Origin of the sequence: Shewanella sp. c952 (assembly GCF_019654975.1) — a bacterium.
GTDB lineage: Bacteria > Pseudomonadota > Gammaproteobacteria > Enterobacterales > Shewanellaceae > Shewanella.
Genome location: NZ_BPEW01000058.1, coordinates 1 through 17,421 on the forward strand (window position 1 = coordinate 1; position 17,421 = coordinate 17,421).

Annotated in this window: 19 protein-coding genes; 3 read left to right on the plus strand and 16 right to left on the minus strand. The window is 42.6% G+C overall.

Features of this window, described 5'->3' with window-relative positions:
• Window positions 1-1,165: ABC-three component system protein (locus K5R16_RS21305; RefSeq protein ID WP_220740341.1), on the minus strand; the 1,165-nt coding region annotated here is incomplete at its 3' end.
• A gap of 289 nt (window positions 1,166-1,454) precedes the next feature.
• Window positions 1,455-2,630, minus strand: a complete 1,176-nt coding sequence (locus K5R16_RS21310) for a site-specific integrase (RefSeq protein ID WP_220740343.1) — start codon at window positions 2,628-2,630, stop codon at window positions 1,455-1,457.
• Window positions 2,631-2,796: 166 nt separating this feature from the next.
• On the opposite strand from K5R16_RS21310, the gene sbcB reads away from it, so the two are divergent.
• Both sbcB and cdd read left to right on the plus strand, forming a co-directional pair.
• A complete protein-coding gene (sbcB, locus tag K5R16_RS21315) occupies window positions 2,797-4,212 on the plus strand; it encodes an exodeoxyribonuclease I (protein WP_220740345.1) in 1,416 nt (471 codons plus the stop codon).
• Between the two features lie 96 nt (window positions 4,213-4,308).
• A complete protein-coding gene (cdd, locus tag K5R16_RS21320) occupies window positions 4,309-5,199 on the plus strand; it encodes a cytidine deaminase (protein ID WP_220740347.1) in 891 nt (296 codons plus the stop codon).
• A gap of 68 nt (window positions 5,200-5,267) precedes the next feature.
• Here the strand turns inward: cdd and K5R16_RS21325 are convergent, their stop codons facing one another.
• The 12 genes from K5R16_RS21325 to K5R16_RS21380 form a co-directional block, all read right to left on the minus strand.
• Window positions 5,268-6,143 (minus strand): NAD(P)-dependent oxidoreductase, encoded by an 876-nt coding sequence (locus K5R16_RS21325; RefSeq protein ID WP_220740349.1) that lies wholly within the window; start codon window positions 6,141-6,143, stop codon window positions 5,268-5,270.
• Between the two features lie 158 nt (window positions 6,144-6,301).
• A complete protein-coding gene (locus K5R16_RS21330) occupies window positions 6,302-6,781 on the minus strand; it encodes an acyl-CoA thioesterase (protein WP_220740351.1) in 480 nt (159 codons plus the stop codon).
• A 179-nt stretch (window positions 6,782-6,960) separates the two neighbouring features.
• A complete protein-coding gene (locus tag K5R16_RS21335) occupies window positions 6,961-7,329 on the minus strand; it encodes a hypothetical protein (RefSeq protein ID WP_220740353.1) in 369 nt (122 codons plus the stop codon).
• A 533-nt stretch (window positions 7,330-7,862) separates the two neighbouring features.
• Window positions 7,863-9,101: a beta-ketoacyl-ACP synthase II gene (gene fabF / locus K5R16_RS21340; protein ID WP_220740355.1), complete on the minus strand. Its 1,239-nt coding sequence runs from the start codon at window positions 9,099-9,101 to the stop codon at window positions 7,863-7,865.
• A 200-nt stretch (window positions 9,102-9,301) separates the two neighbouring features.
• Complete coding sequence (acpP, locus tag K5R16_RS21345) at window positions 9,302-9,535, minus strand: acyl carrier protein (RefSeq protein ID WP_011496723.1); 234 nt, start codon at window positions 9,533-9,535, stop codon at window positions 9,302-9,304.
• Between the two features lie 159 nt (window positions 9,536-9,694).
• Window positions 9,695-10,441: a 3-oxoacyl-ACP reductase FabG gene (gene fabG, locus K5R16_RS21350; protein ID WP_220740357.1), complete on the minus strand. Its 747-nt coding sequence runs from the start codon at window positions 10,439-10,441 to the stop codon at window positions 9,695-9,697.
• A gap of 9 nt (window positions 10,442-10,450) precedes the next feature.
• On the minus strand, window positions 10,451-11,377 hold the full coding sequence (gene fabD, locus K5R16_RS21355; RefSeq protein WP_220740359.1) for an ACP S-malonyltransferase: 927 nt from the start codon (window positions 11,375-11,377) through the stop codon (window positions 10,451-10,453).
• A 43-nt stretch (window positions 11,378-11,420) separates the two neighbouring features.
• Window positions 11,421-12,380: a beta-ketoacyl-ACP synthase III gene (locus tag K5R16_RS21360; protein ID WP_220740361.1), complete on the minus strand. Its 960-nt coding sequence runs from the start codon at window positions 12,378-12,380 to the stop codon at window positions 11,421-11,423.
• Window positions 12,381-12,390: 10 nt separating this feature from the next.
• A complete protein-coding gene (gene plsX, locus K5R16_RS21365) occupies window positions 12,391-13,419 on the minus strand; it encodes a phosphate acyltransferase PlsX (protein WP_220740363.1) in 1,029 nt (342 codons plus the stop codon).
• A 15-nt stretch (window positions 13,420-13,434) separates the two neighbouring features.
• Window positions 13,435-13,605, minus strand: coding sequence for a 50S ribosomal protein L32 (gene rpmF / locus K5R16_RS21370; RefSeq protein ID WP_220740365.1), 171 nt, complete (start codon window positions 13,603-13,605; stop codon window positions 13,435-13,437).
• A 17-nt stretch (window positions 13,606-13,622) separates the two neighbouring features.
• Window positions 13,623-14,147 carry a 23S rRNA accumulation protein YceD gene (yceD, locus tag K5R16_RS21375; protein WP_220740367.1) on the minus strand — a complete coding sequence of 175 codons (525 nt, stop codon included), beginning with the start codon at window positions 14,145-14,147 and terminating at the stop codon, window positions 13,623-13,625.
• A 358-nt stretch (window positions 14,148-14,505) separates the two neighbouring features.
• Window positions 14,506-14,706, minus strand: coding sequence for a hypothetical protein (locus K5R16_RS21380; RefSeq protein ID WP_220740369.1), 201 nt, complete (start codon window positions 14,704-14,706; stop codon window positions 14,506-14,508).
• Between the two features lie 248 nt (window positions 14,707-14,954).
• Between K5R16_RS21380 and K5R16_RS21385 the strand changes: the two genes are divergently transcribed.
• Window positions 14,955-15,536, plus strand: a complete 582-nt coding sequence (locus tag K5R16_RS21385; RefSeq protein ID WP_220740371.1) for a nucleoside triphosphate pyrophosphatase — start codon at window positions 14,955-14,957, stop codon at window positions 15,534-15,536.
• A gap of 118 nt (window positions 15,537-15,654) precedes the next feature.
• Here the strand turns inward: K5R16_RS21385 and K5R16_RS21390 are convergent, their stop codons facing one another.
• Both K5R16_RS21390 and rluC read right to left on the minus strand, forming a co-directional pair.
• Window positions 15,655-16,302 (minus strand): HAD-IA family hydrolase, encoded by a 648-nt coding sequence (locus K5R16_RS21390; RefSeq protein ID WP_220740373.1) that lies wholly within the window; start codon window positions 16,300-16,302, stop codon window positions 15,655-15,657.
• On the minus strand, window positions 16,299-17,258 hold the full coding sequence (gene rluC / locus K5R16_RS21395; protein ID WP_044555928.1) for a 23S rRNA pseudouridine(955/2504/2580) synthase RluC: 960 nt from the start codon (window positions 17,256-17,258) through the stop codon (window positions 16,299-16,301). The genes K5R16_RS21390 and rluC overlap by 4 nt, the downstream gene beginning before the upstream one ends.
• Between the last annotated feature and the right edge of the window lie 163 nt (window positions 17,259-17,421).

Sequence of the window (17,421 nt, forward strand, 5' to 3'; positions counted from 1 at the left end):
CCTTAGACCAATTAACTTTCAAATCAATATTATTTGCATTGTGATGAAGGATTCCTTTTTTATGAAGGAAATTAATATATTTAGCTGCGCAATCTAAAGACGTTTTGTCTAATTCAAAAATCTTTTGATGTATTTCCTTAACTACTTCACTACTACTTTTACCATCAGCACATGAAGAATAGGTTCTATACACACTAATTATTTGCGCCTCCAACGTATCAAATATTTTCCTATCCTTTTTCGGGGCTGACTTTAGTGCTAAATCGGCATGAAAAAAAGACTCTTTTGCATCATCGATCAAATTATTTTCAATTCTAGCCAAAATCATTTTTATTACAAAAACCTCACTATCATATGAGTGAATATCTGGGTCATATTTTTCTCCAAGTATCACTGATAGTTTGATCTGCTCTAAAGTCTGTAACAAAAATGACTCGATAACTTTATATGACCTTTCAGAAGATCCATCTGGCTTACATATGCTGTTATGGTCATCATTAAGCAAAGATCTTTTAAACTTAACTCTACTAGATGAAGGGACTGCGCTAACTTCACTTACAAACTCATCATTCTTTGCAATCATATAGTGAGAATTCGGCAGAGAGTCAAACTGTTCAATCCATATATCATTTAACTCATTCATATTTTTGTTAAGCGGTGCCAGTTCCTTAGCATTAATATTAATTGGCCCCAATAAGGTCGCAGGCAATGAACCTTTGTGAGGTGACGCTATTGATAAGTAACCTAATATTTTACTTTGTATATCTTCATAACCATTACCTATGAAGTCTAGTATGAATTTTTTGGTAATCAGTCCTCCCATGCTGTGTGCCATAAAAACAATATTTTCATAGTCACTACATTCGTATTGTACAAACGTAGCCAATTCTTCAGCAAGGGTAAGCACTGAAACATTTTTCTGCCGTTTTGGAAGTTTCATGTTTACGCCAGGAACATAGTTCATTAAAGCTACTACCCCCTTAGCCAACATTGAATTCTTTAAGTTTGCAAGCTTAGTGAAATAATCGAATTCAACAAAATCATATGAATCTGACAACTCGCGATTTCCCTTCAGTAAATCGGATAACAACTCACTGCTAGAGTTAGTCCATGTCTCTTCACCACCAGTTAAACCATGAACCAGAATTACTAAATTTTTTTTCATGAAATCTCTTAATGTTCAGTGTGCTGCAAGCACTTACCATCTAGGATTCAATTAAAATACGCTCTAAATTCTTAATAAACAAGCGGCTACGTCAACTTTTTGTATTACCTACATAAAAGCTAGAGAGATATCTTATTAATATCCAGCGCGCTGTTAAAAAAGAGGTAGCACGTGTCAGGTTGCCATACGCCCCTTAAAGCAAGTGTTCACTGTGAGACATTTAATCAACAAGTTTTGTCCATTTGCGACCTAGCATAACTCAGCACGTGAACAATGAGATTTTTACTCACTAACCCCGCAGGATATGTTTTTTTAACAAATTCCAATATAGCTGATAGGCAATTATCTGCTCGTCATACCAATCATGCTTATTGTAAATAGCCATGATGCCACCAAGCTCATGCCCCAACATCTTCTCGGTAACGTGAGGCATCACCTTATGCTCACTCAACCTTGTTGATATTGTTCGCCTGAAATCATGAGGAACAAAGTGTGGGTAATCGAGCTGTTCATTAAGGCGTTGTACATATCGATTTAGCGCGTGAGTAGATAGGGCTTTATTATGGCTTAGGCCCTCAATCAAAAAATGCCTGTTTTCGCCATAAATGAAATCTAACGACTCGATGATGCTGATGCTTTGTTCGCTCAACGGTCGTCGAATCATTTTTCCGGTCTTAGAACGCTCTTTAGGTAATATCCATATCGCTTTATCGAGATCGAACTCTCTGCGTTCTGCTCCTCTAATTTCTGCATTACGGGCACCTGTCAAAATCAGCAGCTTTACACAGGATTTGGTTTTAGGTGTCGCCCTACTCGCTTCAATTTGTCTCCATAGACCAGCAAGTTCTCCCCACTCTAAAACACGCTCTCTGCGTGACTGGTGAGCTCCAATCGCTTTAACGGGGATATCTAAACAAGCTGATGACTTAATCTCTCCTCGTGCCTTTGACCAACGTATAACCGTTTTTAAACGCTTAAGAATACTGCCAGCATTTGCCGCAGTGGTTTCGTCCCTCACTCCATCGAGTAACTTTATCCATTCTGTGTAACGGTAACGCTCAACATCGATATTAAAATTTGGGACTATGTACTTGGAGATAAAGCTGTCGTATAACACAACTGTGGTTGGTGATAACTGGGGACGAGCGTAGGCTTTCATAAAGTCGTTACAGATATCGCCAAGTAAGCGAGCAGCACCTCTATTAACACCGTGACAGCGAGGATCTAGGTTATCAACTAACAGCTGTCTATACTCGAGTGTGGTTGCTCGAGCCTCAGATAATTTAAGGTCTGGATACCGGCCAATCTTGATCCGCTGTTGCTTAGCTTGCCAACGAAAGCGATAATAGAAGGCAATGACAGCATTCTTTGTAATTCGTACACTTAAACCATCACGATCTGCAATCTCAATAGGACCGTGGTAAGGTGCTTTTATATTCCTTAACTTACTATCAGATAACGCCATTTTACCAACCTTCACGTGATGCACATTGTTAACATTTGTGATGCACATTATGATGCACAATTTTATATTAACACTGTATTTCAAGGTTGAACAGAAACGAACCTAATTCACGCTTAAATATTGATATTTAAAGAAAATATTTGTATTTCTGATACATAAGAGAACTATGAGTAACAACAAGAAACAGCCAACTTTATTTTGGCACGATTATGAGACATTCGGCGCAAACCCAGCCAAAGACAGACCATCGCAATTTGCTGGCGTTAGAACTGATATGGAACTCAATATCATAGATGAGCCAGTGACCTTTTATTGTAAACTGGCAAACGACTATCTCCCTTCGCCAGAAGCTATTTTGATTACCGGGATCACCCCGCAATTAGCCAATCAAAAAGGGACCCCTGAAGCCGAATTTATGGCAAAAGTGCATCAGCAGTTTAGCCAAGAAAATACCTGTGTGGTTGGTTACAACTCTATTCGCTTTGATGACGAAGTCTCTCGCTATGGCTTTTATCGTAACTTTTTTGACCCCTATGCAAGAGAGTGGCAAAACGGTAATAGTCGCTGGGACATTATCGATTTGGTCAGAGCTTGTTATGCTTTCAGACCTGATGGCATTAATTGGCCACAGAAAGAAGATGGTTCGCCAAGTTTTAAGTTAGAACAATTGACTGTTGCTAATGGCCTGAGCCATGAAAAAGCCCATGATGCGATGTCAGATGTTTATGCCACGATTGGCATGGCAAAACTGATAAAGTCAGTACAACCTAAACTGTTCGATTACTACTTCAGCTTACGCAAAAAGCAAGAAGTGTCTAAGTTAATCGATGTATTAGAGATGAAGCCTTTAGTGCATGTCAGTTCTAAAATTAGTGCCTTAAATGGTTGCACTACGCTAATAGCCCCGCTGGCATATCACTCCACCAATAAGAATGCGGTTATCTGCGTTAACTTAGCGATGGACGTCACGCCATTAATAGAGCTAACTGCGGAGCAGATCCGTGAACGCATGTATACACGGCGTGATGATTTAGCGGAAGATGAGCTACCTATCGGTTTAAAGCAGATCCATATCAATAAGAGTCCATTCCTTGCTGGCGCTAAAACACTCACCGATGACAATGCTGCTCGATTAGATATCGATAAAGCATTTGCCAGAGAGCAGTACAAAAAGTTAAGACAGCACCCTGAAATTAGGGAAAAGCTGGTCGCCGTGTTTGATCTGCAATCTGACCGTGAAATAACCGATCCCGATCTTCAGCTCTACAGCGGTGGCTTCTTTAGTCATGCAGATAAAGCAAAGATGGAGATGATCCGCAATACTAAGCCAATCAACTTAGCGGCATTAGAGTTAACCTTTGATGATGAACGCCTACCTGAGATGCTATTTAGGTATCGTGCTCGTAATTACCCAGAAACGTTAAATGACTCTGAATTATTGCGCTGGCGAGAATTTTGCCAACCTAGGCTTAATGATCCTGATTACATGATACGACTAGAAAACATTATTGAAGAAACAGAGCAAAATGAATCAAAACAAAAATTACTCCAAGCTTTATGTCATTATCTTAGAAGCATTTAGGGTTTTCAGGTGATAAAGTGCGATCTCTGTCGCATTCTATATGTAACAAGCTTACTAGAATGATATTTCATTAGCGTTAATAAAAGGAAGTAGCATATGCAAGACCGTTTTCTAAAAAGCATAGCTAATTTACCAGAAGCTTTAGCGAAGGCTATCGTGCCTATGCTAGATAAAGACTTTGCCGGGCACCTCGATGCACTGCAAATTGAAGAGCTTAAAACGGCATCACAGTTAACTGAGCAAGATTTGTTACTGGCACTGCTACCAATAGCTGCAGCCCTTGCAAGAGTGCCTATTAGTAACTTCTATGTGGGCGCCATTGCTAAAGGCAAAAGTGGCGATATCTACATGGGAGCCAACCTTGAACTTGCCGGTGAAGCTCTGTTCCATTCAGTTCATGCAGAGCAAAGTGCGATTAGCCATGCTTGGTTAAGTGGCGAACGTCAGATTGAAGATGTCATCGTTAACTTTTCACCATGTGGCCACTGTCGCCAATTTATGAATGAGCTGGTTGAAGGTCAGAAGGTGAACATCCACCTTCCAGAGCAAAAAACTCAACCACTTTCTCATTACCTGCCCTATGCCTTTGGCCCCACAGATCTGAATATCACAGAGCCATTGCTAACCAAACAGCAGCATGAGCTGACTCTTGATAGCTCTGATCCGATGATAATTGAAGCTGTCGATCATGCAGGGCTGAGCTACGCGCCTTACACTAAGAACTATGCGGCAGTGGTCTTAGAGACTAAAGATGGCCTGACCTTCTCTGGCCGTTATGCTGAAAATGCAGCATTTAATCCATCGATGTTACCGATGCAGATGGCATTATCCAATATGGCTCGTCACAATCGTGATTTCAGTGAGATAAACCGTGCGGTGTTAATCGAATCCTCAAAAGGTATTGTTTCTTTAGTGGGTGCGACTATGGATGCATTACATGCAGTTGCTGCGATTGAACTCGAACATATCGTTGTAGAACCTGAATAATTATTTGTTTAAGTTTACAACCGAAAATGGACTGCCTAGGCAGTCCATTTTTTATATCAAGCTGAAATCTAACTTCTATTCTTCTCTAGCTTTGCCAGTAAGCTGGAAGTGTCCCAACGATTTCCACCCATCGCTTGCACTTCTGAATAGAATTGATCGACCAAAGCTGTTAGCGGAAGATGTGAACCATTGCGGCGTGCTTCCTCTAGCGCAATACCTAAGTCTTTACGCATCCAGTCGATAGCAAAACCGAAATTGTATTCGCCCTGCCACATTGTTTGATAGCGATTTTCCATCTGCCATGATTGGGCAGCACCTTTGCTAATCACTTCAACCACTTTTTCACCATCAAGCCCAGCACTACGTGCAAAATGCAGCCCTTCAGACAGCCCTTGAACAACCCCTGCGATACAGATTTGATTAACCATTTTGGTTAACTGCCCTGCCCCGATATCACCCAGAAGCTCAGCGCAACGAGCGTAAGAGTCGATAACAGGTTTAGCTTGAGCGAACACATCGGCATTACCGCCGGCCATCACGGTCAACACACCGTTTTCAGCTCCAGCTTGTCCCCCCGAAACCGGCGCATCGATAAAACCGATTTGCATGTTACTAGCGGCTGCACCTATCTCTCTGGCTACATCGGCAGAAGCTGTGGTGTGATCAACCAAAATAGCATCACTCTTCATACCCGCTAATACGCCGTCTTCGGTCAATGTAACTTGCCTCAAATCGTCATCATTGCCAACACAAACAAACACAATATCTTTCCCCTGAGCGGCCGCCTTAGGCGTTAAGCAATATTGTGCTGAAAACTCTTCGCTCCAAGCCTTAGCTTTAGCTTCGGTTCGGTTATATACCGTTACTTCGTGACCATTCTTAACGAGATGCCCCGCCATGGGATAACCCATGACACCTAAACCGATAAATGCAACTTTAGCCATTAGTGTTCCTATTTGTAGGGAGTTAGATTTCTATTTCTAGTTATATATTGTTTTAAAACATTCTACTGTGGTTGGCTTAAACAAAAAAGTCTGGTAACAATAATAAAAAAAGCCAGCAAAATGCTAGCTTCTATTCTTATCGTAAAATTGCGCAAAGCCTATAAAGTAACGTGTGCTTCCATTTCTGCACCAATTTTTTTACGCATTTCCATTAAACGTACCGCTGATTCACGCAGTTCAATGTCTGCATCCGTAGTGGGAACCCATTCAGGTACTTGTGTAGGTTGTCCTTCATCATCAACGGCAACCATAATCAAAACACAGTGTGTTGTAAGATGTCGATCAGAGCCCTTCGGATCGCCAGCTTTAACATCGATGCCAAGATGCATGGATGATCTGCCGGTATAAATCACCTTAGCAGTGACTTCGACTATATTACCGACGTAGATAGGCTTGACGAATCGAATACCACCGGCATAAGCTGTTATGCAGTACTTACCGCTCCACCCCGCCGCACAGGCGTAACCCGCGAGATCGATCCACTTCATTACCGCCCCGCCGTGAACTTTACCACCAAAATTTACATCTGCAGGTTCAGCTAAAAATCGTAATGTGAGCAGTCTATCAGTTCCAGCCATATCGACCTCATAGGGGAGTAATTTAAGCTGTCAGTTTACACCCTTTTACCTAGCAACACATTAATCGAATTCTATAATATTATCGAAACCCCAATAGGCTGGACAGCGTATTGAAACCTGCAATGCAATGACTAGCGATGAATCTCCATAACTCAAACTAACAAAAAATGTTGCTAATACTAACCAAGCTGAGCGACCAGATAACAACCTATGGCCATAAGTGGTACCGATAATCGGTAAAGCCATAATTGGGTATTACTGCCAATGAATTTAGCGCCTTTAATCAGCCCATAAGCTAAAATGCCAGCTAGAAATAACCCCAACACTAGTACACCAGATGCCACGCTATATTCATCACTAATAGAAATAGCGGTGATTAGCAATCCGAACCAAATAAAAGCAAAACCAGCTGCAGCTGCATTAAATGTTTTAACTCCTATAATCAGCTTAGGATGCCAACGAGCGCTTTCGCCTCTGACGAGCTCATTTAGGTTCGCGGTCATCATTCCCAATATCGACATGACAGGGAGTACAAGTGGGTTTATCAATTTGAGTCCTTAAATACTGTATAACAAGCTATTTGCGCAGTATCTACCTAGCCAAGTGGTTATACCAGTAACAAATTGCAAGGTTAAGTAAGGTTAATCTGTAATATACTCCCTGTTAATCTCACCGCTTTATACCAATTGCATTAAAAGTTTGACCATTCAGCGGGAATTCAAAACGCTGTAGGCAAGTAGTGGGATTTGAGCTAATAGTTATTCTCGGCTCTGGCATCCTGCTTCGCTCTAACTCCTAAATCCATTTAGTCGTATATCCAAATCTCATAGCGAAGCATAAAGCGTTTTGCCAATTTGTTTAACCTCAGCCGCACTACGTGAGCCCCTCAGTCTTTCCACTTCTGCTTTGCATTGGCTTAAAAGGGAATAACCATTTCTTTACCAATGCGCTTTGAATTGAAAAGACTGAGGGGCTCTGAACTGGTCAAATACTTAATGCAATTGGTATTATTCTTGTTTTTGGGAGAGTTCAAGACATAAAAAAAGCGCCTAAAAGGCGCTTTCTAACTACAGTATATTGACTAGACTTTTTTGAACAGCAGTGAGCCGTTTGTGCCACCAAAACCGAAGGAGTTACACAGGCCATAGTCAAACTTAAGATCTCGCGCCGTATGTGGTACAAAATCTAAATCGCAACCTTCATCTGGATTATCCAAATTAAGGGTCGGTGGAATAACCTGATCTCTAAGTGCAAGCAAGGTTACAATAGCTTCTACAGAACCCGCGGCGCCCAACAGATGCCCTGTCATTGACTTAGTCGAACTAACGGTCAAATCATAGGCGTGAGCACCAAAAGTAGATTTAACCGCTGCAGCTTCAGCTCTGTCACCTGTTGGAGTTGAAGTACCGTGAGCATTAATGTAACCGATAGCTTCACGAGCAACTTTTGCATCGTTAATTGCATTGGCCATCGCTGCTGCAGCTCCTGCACCATCACTTGGTGGTGATGTCATGTGGAAAGCGTCGCCACTCATACCGAAACCGACTAGCTCGCCGTAAATGGTCGCTCCACGCGCTTTGGCATGTTCGTACTCTTCCATCACCATCACACCTGCGCCATCACCGATAACAAAACCATCTCGGTCTTTATCCCAAGGACGGCTTGCAGCCAATGGATCGTCGTTACGGGTTGAAAGTGCTTTTGCAGAGCCAAATCCCGCAACGGCTAGTGGGCAAGTCGCATCTTCTGCACCGCCTGCTACCATCACGTCAGCATCACCATAAGCGATTGTGCGTGCCGCAAAACCGATGTTATGTACGCCTGTTGTACAAGCCGTTGTCACTGCAAAGTTAGGACCCGTCATACCGTATTTAATCGATAAATGACCTGAAATCATATTAATGATGGTACTTGGTACGAAAAACGGTGACACTTTTCGTGGACCACCTTGCATTAAAGCAGCGTGGTTTTTTTCAATCAAAGGTAGTCCGCCCATGCCAGCACCAATGGCGGTGCCTACACGTGTAGGGTCTACTTTTTCCATTTCTAAGCCAGAATCTTCGACTGCTTGTATGCCTGCTGCCATCCCGTACTGGATAAACAAATCCATTTTACGGGCATCTTTGCGTGACATGTATTGTTCAACGTCAAAGTCTTTCACTGAACCGCTAAAACGAGTCGTAAACTCGCTAGCATCAAATTTGGTTATTGGTGCGATACCACTCTTACCAGCCACAAGTGCTTTCCAAGTTGAATCTACAGTATTGCCCACAGGGCTAACTAAGCCTAAGCCAGTTACGACGACACGACGTTTAGACACGCTATCACCTTTATCTAATTAAAAATGAATTGTTATGATAGTACTAAAGAGTTTGAACTACCAATACCTTCACGAACCAGGCCGGATTGGTGTATTAAAGCGGAAGCGAGGAGAATATTGCTTAATGACTTACATCAACCAGCGGCTTTCAGAAACAAAAACAGGCGGCATAAATGCCGCCTGTTTTCAGAAATTCTAGATTACTGATTCTTAGAAACGTAATCGATCGCTGCTTGAACAGTAGTGATCTTTTCTGCTTCTTCATCAGGGATCTCGGTATCAAACTCTTCTTCTAGAGCCATAACCAATTCAACAGTGTCTAGAGAATCTGCACCTAAATCGTCAACGAAAGATGCTGCTGATTTAACGTCTTCTTCTTTAACACCTAGTTGCTCGATGATGATTTTCTTTACACGTTCTTCGATGTTGCTCATTGTTTTCTTTCCTATTCAAATTACGCACTTGCGCAAGATTTCGAGTAGTTTATTGAATTTGACAGACATTGCAAGCTTAACCTTTGTGGTCTAACCACAAAATTGGCTCACTATTGATGCAGATCACCTCCCTAAAGAGGCAATAGCCTGTCGTTCCCTTTAAACCATGTACATGCCGCCATTCACATGAAGAGTCTCTCCAGTGATGTAAGCGGCAGAGTCTGACGCTAAAAAGAGGACTGCGTTAGCAATTTCCTGCGCCTGACCAAGCCTTTCCATTGGCACCTGCGACATAATAGCCTGTTGCTGGTCTTCTGTCAGCTCATCTGTCATATCTGTCTGAATAAATCCAGGAGCAATAGCATTCACTGTTATTTGACGAGATGCAACCTCTCTTGCAAGAGATTTTGTAAATCCTATCAAACCAGCTTTAGCAGCCGCATAGTTAGTTTGGCCTGCATTGCCCATTGTACCTACCACAGAGCCAATATTAATGATGCGTCCGTGACGTTTTTTCATCATTGGTCGCATGACCGCTTTTGAAGTACGGAACAATGAAGTCAGGTTAGTGTCAACAATATCTTGCCACTCATCATCTTTCATTCGCATCAATAAATTGTCACGAGTTATACCGGCATTATTAACTAAAATGTCAACATCACCCGTTTTTTCTTTAATCGTTGCAAACAAGGCTTTAACAGAGTCGCCATCAGTAACGTTTAAAACAAGGCCATGGCCGCTATCACCTAAATAAGCTTGAATCGCTTCTGCGCCACGTTCACTTGTTGCAGTACCAATAACCACAGCACCAGCAGATACTAATGTTTCTGCTACGGCACGGCCAATACCACGGCTTGCGCCTGTTACTAGGGCTACTTTACCCGTCAAATCAAAACTTATGCTCATCAGATTTCCTTATTCGGTCAATGCCGCGAAAGACGCAGCATCGTTAATTGTTTTTGCTGTTAGTGAACGATTAATACGTTTACTTAGCCCAGTTAGTACCTTTCCAGGTCCAATTTCAAACAAATCAGTAATACCTTGTGACGCCATCAATTCAACAGTTTCAGACCATCTTACAGGGCAATAAAGTTGTCGAACTAATGCATCTTTAATCTCTTGCGCAGCGATTGGGCTGGCAACATCAACATTATTGATCACACTAACTGAAGGTGCGCTGAACTCAATATCATTAAGCGCGATTGCAAGTTTATCCGCAGCAGGTTTCATTAGTTGGCAATGAGACGGTACGCTAACAGGCAAAGCAACTGCCATTTTTGCACCGTTTTCTTTACATAGAGCAGCAGCACGTTCTACTGCAGCCTTTTCACCTGCGATGACCACTTGTCCTGGGCTGTTGTAATTGACCGGACTGACAACGTCGCCTTGTGAGGCTTCTTCACACGCTTTGGCAATAGCATCATTATCTAAACCGATAATGGCAAACATAGCACCGGTACCTGCGGGTACCGCTTGTTGCATGAGCTGGCCGCGAAGTTCTACCAATTTGATTGCCGCTTCAAAGTTAATCACACCGGCGCACACCAATGCAGAATACTCACCTAAGCTATGACCAGCCATCAACTTTGGTAAACGCTTACCTGTAGCAATATAGGCACGATAGATTGCTACACTTGCCGCGAGTAGTGCAGGTTGTGTCTTATCTGTTTCGTTAAGCGTTTCAACTGGGCCTTGTTGTACTAATTCCCAAAGGTCATAGCCTAAAACCTGACTAGCTTGAGCAAATGTCTCGCTGATAACAGGTTGAGACTCAGCCAGTTCTGCCAACATACCTAAAGCTTGAGAGCCTTGTCCTGGGAATACAAAAGCTGTGTTTTCCATATTTATATACCTTTCAATTTACGTCTTGCCGTTAACACGGCAGTTAGAACTTAACCAAAGCGCTTCCCCAGGCAAATCCTGCACCAAAGGCTTCGAGTAATATCATTTGACCACGTTGGATACGACCATCCCTTACGGCCTCATCGAGTGCAATCGGCACAGAGGCTGCGGACGTATTACCATGCTTAGCTAAAGTCAGTACAACTTTATCAAGACTCATGTCCAATTTCTTTGCGGTAGCTTTAATAATTCTAAAGTTTGCTTGATGTGGCACTAGCCAATCGATATCAGACTTTTCTATGTTGTTTTGACGTAATGTTTCAGTCACGACATGGGACAGTTGCGTAACCGCAACTTTAAACACGTCGTTACCCTTCATTGTCATATAACCCACAGCTTCAGAGGTTTCTCCTTTGCGCGGCGGTATAGAACACTTTAGTAAATCACCTTGACGGCCATCAGCATAGATATGTGTAGAAATAATACCTGGCTCAGCTGAGGCTCCAACAACCGCGGCGCCCGCACCATCACCAAACAAAATAATCGTCGAGCGATCTTCAGGCTCGCATAAACGTGATAACACATCAGCGCCAACCACAAGCACATTACGCGCTGCACCCGATTTTACATATTGGTCAGCAACAGACAGTGCATAAACGAAACCTGAACAAGCGGCTGCAATATCAAATGCAGGAATGGTATGAATACCGAGCATTGCTTGAATTTCACAAGCGGCCGCAGGGAAAGCATTACTCGCACTGGTTGTACCGCAAACAATCATATCGATTTCAGTTGCATCAATACCGGCCATTTCAATGGCTTTTAATGCCGCTTGATAACCCATTGTTGCCACGGTTTCATCTGATGCGGCAATGCGGCGTTCAGAAATACCAGTACGCTCAACTATCCACTGATCGGTGGTTTCCACCATTTTTTCAAGATCTTGATTACTGCGCACTTGTACCGGTAGATAACTACCAGTACCGAGAATTTTTGTATGCATAAGGAATTTATCAGCTATTAATGTCTAAAAGAATCGACTCAAGACGGTCTTCGATCATCTGTGGGAGTCGACGTTGTGCTTCTGTCACTGCCAAGCTTATTGCTTGTAAAAAAGCAGTTTCATCTGCACACCCATGACTTTTTACTACAATTCCGCGCAATCCTATCAGACTTGCTCCATTATAGTGGTCGGGGTTCATCTGATTTAGCAAAGAATGGATACGTGGCGCTATTATTTTGGCGAGGATTCGAACAAAGAAGCCTTCCGTCAGACCTTTTTTCAATTGGTGGGTAAGCAGTCTTGCAATACCTTCTGACGTTTTAAGGGTAATATTACCGACAAAGCCATCACAGACAATAACGTCAACATTACCAGAATAGATCTCATCGCCTTCAATAAAACCAGTGTAGTTTACTTGGGGAATTTGTTGCAGTAATTGACCCGCTTGTTGTACCTGATCATTACCTTTTATCTCTTCAATGCCAACATTAAGCAAAGCGACTTTTGGGGAAACCGTTTTATCAACCGTTTCGCTCAGTACTGAGCCCATCACTGCAAATTGAAATAACGTTTCAGAATCACAAGAGACATTAGCACCTAAATCGAGCAGGTATACAGGCGTATTATTAACGGCTGGTAAACAACTAACGAGCGCAGGCCGGTCAATACCTGGTAAGGTCTTAAGTAACACTTTAGACATAGCCATTAACGCACCAGTGTTGCCAGCGCTTAAGCAAGCTTGTGCTTTACCGTCGCGCACTAACTCTATTGCAATACGCATTGAGCTTTGCTTTCGATTTCTTAAGGCATGCACAGGTCGATCAGACATAGTCACCACTTCGGTTGTATGCTTAATCTCAATTCGGCGTTTGATGTCTGGTTCAGCAGGTACTAGATATTGGTCAATCTGGACTTGGTCGCCCACGAGTATGACTTTTAAAAGGGGGTTTAAGCGAAGTGCCTGCAAAGTTGCAGGCACTGTGATGCGGGGACCAAAGTCGCCCCCCATCGCATCTAACGCAAGCGTCAGATTTGTCATCAGGGTCTCAACAAATTACTTGTTGATAACCTTTTGACCACGGTAGAAACCGTCCGCAGTCACATTGTGACGAAGGTGTAGTTCACCACTCGTTGCATCCACTGATAATTGAGCTGTGCTCAAAGAATCGTGTGAACGACGCATACCGCGCTTTGAACGAGATTTTTTGTTCTTTTGTACTGCCATGGGACCTGTCTCCTAGATTACTTGCTCTTCAGTTTTTCTAACACTGCAAACGGATTTGGACGCTCCTCTTGAGCGGGTTCGATCACGCCTACTACTACGTCTTGTTTACCTTGATGACAATCTTCATTCTCATGCATGGCAATCAAAGGCATAGCGACTATCAATTCATCTTCGATCAATTGATGTAGACGGACTTCGCCAATTTCATTGCACTCAATTGGCTCATACGCATCCGGGAGCTCATCGATTTCAGCTTCAGTCTTACAAAGACCAAAACTAAACTCGACCGTAACCTCAGTGGTAAATAGTGTCATACAACGTTGACAATTCAGAGTGAGCTCCGTCACAGCCTTCCCGTTAAGGTAGACTATCCCCTGTATATCTACGCCACATTCAAGCGACACTGCCACATCAGAACAGTCGCCGGCACTTAATTCATTTAATCGCTTTAACTGCTTACCGGGCACCAAACCTTCATAAGAAAGTTGGCTGGCGGAAGCGCGAACGGGATCAATTGAAACCGGTATCTTTACTGTTTGCATAAGGCGCGCATTTTAGGTGAATTTTAGCAGAAGTCAACACCCTTATACTTCCAAGGTGATTAACCGCCGTTAGATTCAGCTAACGTGAGTTGTTAGGTAACCACATTGTACAAGAAACCCAAGGCCCATGACATTAAATTTCAGTGGGAAATGAGTTTAAGTGTTCGTAAATTCGTCGGCGGCGCTAATTTTGTGATAACAATGCAGGTATTGAGCTGAATTTGGCTAATTGCTCAACGGCATAGACTGAGTTATCGCTGTCAGCCATACGATTTAATTAGCCAATCAGCTGTGCTCGCCTAACACAAGCTAAAGCGACCAAGCCGAAATAAATAATGCTCGCATTTAATTATTGTCTTTAAACTACGCTTTGCTCATCTTTACCGGCATTGGAGACCCAATTAACAATCGTATGATCAAGCTTTGCAATCCCCTCTCTGGCCGCCGCTCCAAGCACCATAGCAAACAAGATGGTTGGATAAAACGGCCTGCTCACCTCGCCACTCAAATGAACCACAACGCTGAGCATGATTAAAATTGCAACCCATAACTTAAACATATTGATCTCCACAGTAGCTATTGAATACCGCCACACAATAGCCTGCAAAAACTGTACACCAGCTGACCACGCCCTTAATACTTCACTAACTAGTGAATATCGATACAAATAAGCCACAACAAGTCATAAAAGTAACTATCGACTTCAGCTGCAAGTTTCTAGTTATCATAATATCGCTTGCATATACTTGCTGTTTTTAGCGAAAATCCCCACTCACTTTTACAACGTACTTATAGAAAGGTAAATTCATGTCAAAGCCGCTTATATTGGCTTCAACTTCACCATTTAGAAAACAACTGTTAGAAAAACTCAATTTGACTTTTAGTTGCTGCTCGCCCGAAGTAGATGAATCGCCTTTAGATAATGAAACACCTGCAGACTTAGTCCTAAGGCTGGCAAAGCTTAAAGCCGCCGCTGGTGCCGCTAAATACCGAGAAGGTGTTGTGATTGGTTCAGACCAAGTTGCCGTGATAAACAATAAAATCATCGGTAAACCACTGAATCGCGAAACAGCAATAGAACAGCTTAACCAAGCCAGTGGTCAGGCAATAACCTTTTATACAGGCCTTGCTGTACATAATATTGAAAATGGAGAAGTTGAGGCTATAGTCGAGCCGTTTGTCGTCCACTTTAGAACGCTTAGCCACCAGGCAATTAGCCATTATGTAGATATAGAACAACCTTTTTATTGCGCAGGTAGTTTTAAGAGTGAAGGTTTAGGTATTGCACTTTTTGAAAAATTAGAAGGAAAGGATCCCAATACACTAGTCGGTCTGCCACTAATTTCACTTATCGACCTGCTGCAGCGACAAGGTATTGCGGTGCTGTAAGACTACAGCATGAGTTTTACAACTTAGTATGCTGTCGCCGCGGATAAATCGAAGCATCTGTTTTTTAGTCAGTGCTTCGATATACAGCTTTAAATGAGCACAAAGATAATAAAGCTCACTACTTCAGTAGAGTTAGCAGTCCCAATGGCTCAGTAATAATGGCTTTAGGCTTGGCAGTGATAAGTTTTTCGGCACTATGGGCTCCATAGCTTACCCCTACTGAATCAATGCCAGCATTATTAGCCATGTTTAAGTCATGTAGTGAATCCCCAACCATCACCGCTCGTTCTGGTGTAACTTTTAGTTGTTCTAAAAGCTCATGTAGCATATCTGGATTGGGTTTACTTTTTGATTCGTCTGCACAGCGGCTAGATTCAAAATGATGACCCAAGCCCGTTTCTGCTAGCACACGATTTAAACCGTTTCGGCCTTTGCCTGTCGCCACCGCCATGCGGTAGTTTCTTGCAGCTAGCTCAGTGAGCAGCTTCTCGCTACCATCAAATAACGGGCTAGGCGTAGTATTGAGCGTTAAATAATGATCTTTGTATGATGCAATCATTGGCACGAAATCAGCTTGATCCAAAAGAGGATAAAGCGTCTTAAGCGCTTCATCCATCGACAAACCAATAATGTCACGCACCGCTTGCTCACTTGGAACATCCATTGATAGTGAGCCTGCCATCTGCTGCATGCAGGTTACAATCTTACTGACAGAATCCATTAGGGTTCCGTCCCAATCAAAAATAACTAACTCATAGGATTTCATACTTTTTTAAGCTTACTCAAAGTTGATTCTAAGATAGGATCTAAAGGCGCTTTTACCTGCATGACTTCATCGGTGTCAGGATGAATAAACCTTAGCTGAGCCGCATGTAAGAACAAACGGTTTAATCCATGCGCGCGCATAGAGTCATCGAATTTCTGCTCACTGTACTTTTCGTCACAAGCAATAGGATGGCCTGCATATTGGCAATGCACGCGAATTTGGTGAGTACGACCGGTAATTGGGCTTGCTTGTACCAGCGTTGCATCGCTATAACGTTGCATGATCTTAAAGCGGGTTTCAGATTCTTTGCCCTCTTTATTCACTCTAACAATACGTTCGCCAGACTTAAGCGTTAGCTTTAACAGTGGTGCTTTGACCGCCTTATCATGCTTTTGCCATTCACCTCTAACCAACGCAAGATAGTCCTTTTGCATTTTTTTATAGCGAAGCTGGTCATGCAGGTGCTTAAGTGCGCTGCGTTTCTTAGCAATCAATAAAAGACCTGAAGTATCTTTGTCTAGGCGGTGTACCAATTCTAAAAATTTTTGCTGGGTTCGTAGCGAGCGCATCGCTTCAATCACACCGAAATCAACACCACTGCCACCGTGAACCGCAATTCCTGATGGCTTATTCAGTACGATAATGAATTTATCTTCGTAGATAATTCGGTTTTCAAGTTGAGAGACTTTAGTCAACTTTGCCGACGGTCCAGGTCGACCTTCAGACTCTGAGACTCGCACCGGCGGGATACGAACCACATCTCCATCTTGTAATTTGTACTCAGGTTTGATGCGCTTTTTATTAACCCTAACCTCCCCTTTTCGTACAATCCGATAGATCATACTTTTAGGAACGCCTTTCAATTTAGTTAATAAAAAATTATCTATACGCTGTCCGGTATGGTCCTCATCAATGGTAACCATTCGAACTTCTACTTTTGGAGATGGAGTATTCATGCTGCGCCGCTATGTGTTTCGTTGCGACGTATTGTACAACAAGTGAAAAGAATTGTGCCTTTTCAATTGCTGATTTTATCTATTATTGCTATATTTCTCCGGCTAGCGGGGATAATTAGTGGATAAAGTGTTCACAAGCCCCCCAAGCAATACGTTAAAGCAT

Coding starts and splice junctions, on each gene's coding strand:
- plsX (WP_220740363.1), bottom strand. CDS start 13,419: ATGACAAATCTGACGCTTGCGTTAGATGCGATGGGGGGCGACTTTGGT.
- fabG (WP_220740357.1), bottom strand. CDS start 10,441: ATGAGCATAAGTTTTGATTTGACGGGTAAAGTAGCCCTAGTAACAGGC.
- K5R16_RS21385 (WP_220740371.1), top strand. CDS start 14,955: ATGTCAAAGCCGCTTATATTGGCTTCAACTTCACCATTTAGAAAACAA.
- K5R16_RS21325 (WP_220740349.1), bottom strand. CDS start 6,143: ATGGCTAAAGTTGCATTTATCGGTTTAGGTGTCATGGGTTATCCCATG.
- cdd (WP_220740347.1), top strand. CDS start 4,309: ATGCAAGACCGTTTTCTAAAAAGCATAGCTAATTTACCAGAAGCTTTA.
- K5R16_RS21360 (WP_220740361.1), bottom strand. CDS start 12,380: ATGCATACAAAAATTCTCGGTACTGGTAGTTATCTACCGGTACAAGTG.
- K5R16_RS21310 (WP_220740343.1), bottom strand. CDS start 2,630: ATGGCGTTATCTGATAGTAAGTTAAGGAATATAAAAGCACCTTACCAC.
- K5R16_RS21330 (WP_220740351.1), bottom strand. CDS start 6,781: ATGGCTGGAACTGATAGACTGCTCACATTACGATTTTTAGCTGAACCT.
- rluC (WP_044555928.1), bottom strand. CDS start 17,258: ATGAATACTCCATCTCCAAAAGTAGAAGTTCGAATGGTTACCATTGAT.
- yceD (WP_220740367.1), bottom strand. CDS start 14,147: ATGCAAACAGTAAAGATACCGGTTTCAATTGATCCCGTTCGCGCTTCC.
- K5R16_RS21390 (WP_220740373.1), bottom strand. CDS start 16,302: ATGAAATCCTATGAGTTAGTTATTTTTGATTGGGACGGAACCCTAATG.
- K5R16_RS21380 (WP_220740369.1), bottom strand. CDS start 14,706: ATGTTTAAGTTATGGGTTGCAATTTTAATCATGCTCAGCGTTGTGGTT.
- acpP (WP_011496723.1), bottom strand. CDS start 9,535: ATGAGCAACATCGAAGAACGTGTAAAGAAAATCATCATCGAGCAACTA.
- rpmF (WP_220740365.1), bottom strand. CDS start 13,605: ATGGCAGTACAAAAGAACAAAAAATCTCGTTCAAAGCGCGGTATGCGT.
- fabD (WP_220740359.1), bottom strand. CDS start 11,377: ATGGAAAACACAGCTTTTGTATTCCCAGGACAAGGCTCTCAAGCTTTA.
- sbcB (WP_220740345.1), top strand. CDS start 2,797: ATGAGTAACAACAAGAAACAGCCAACTTTATTTTGGCACGATTATGAG.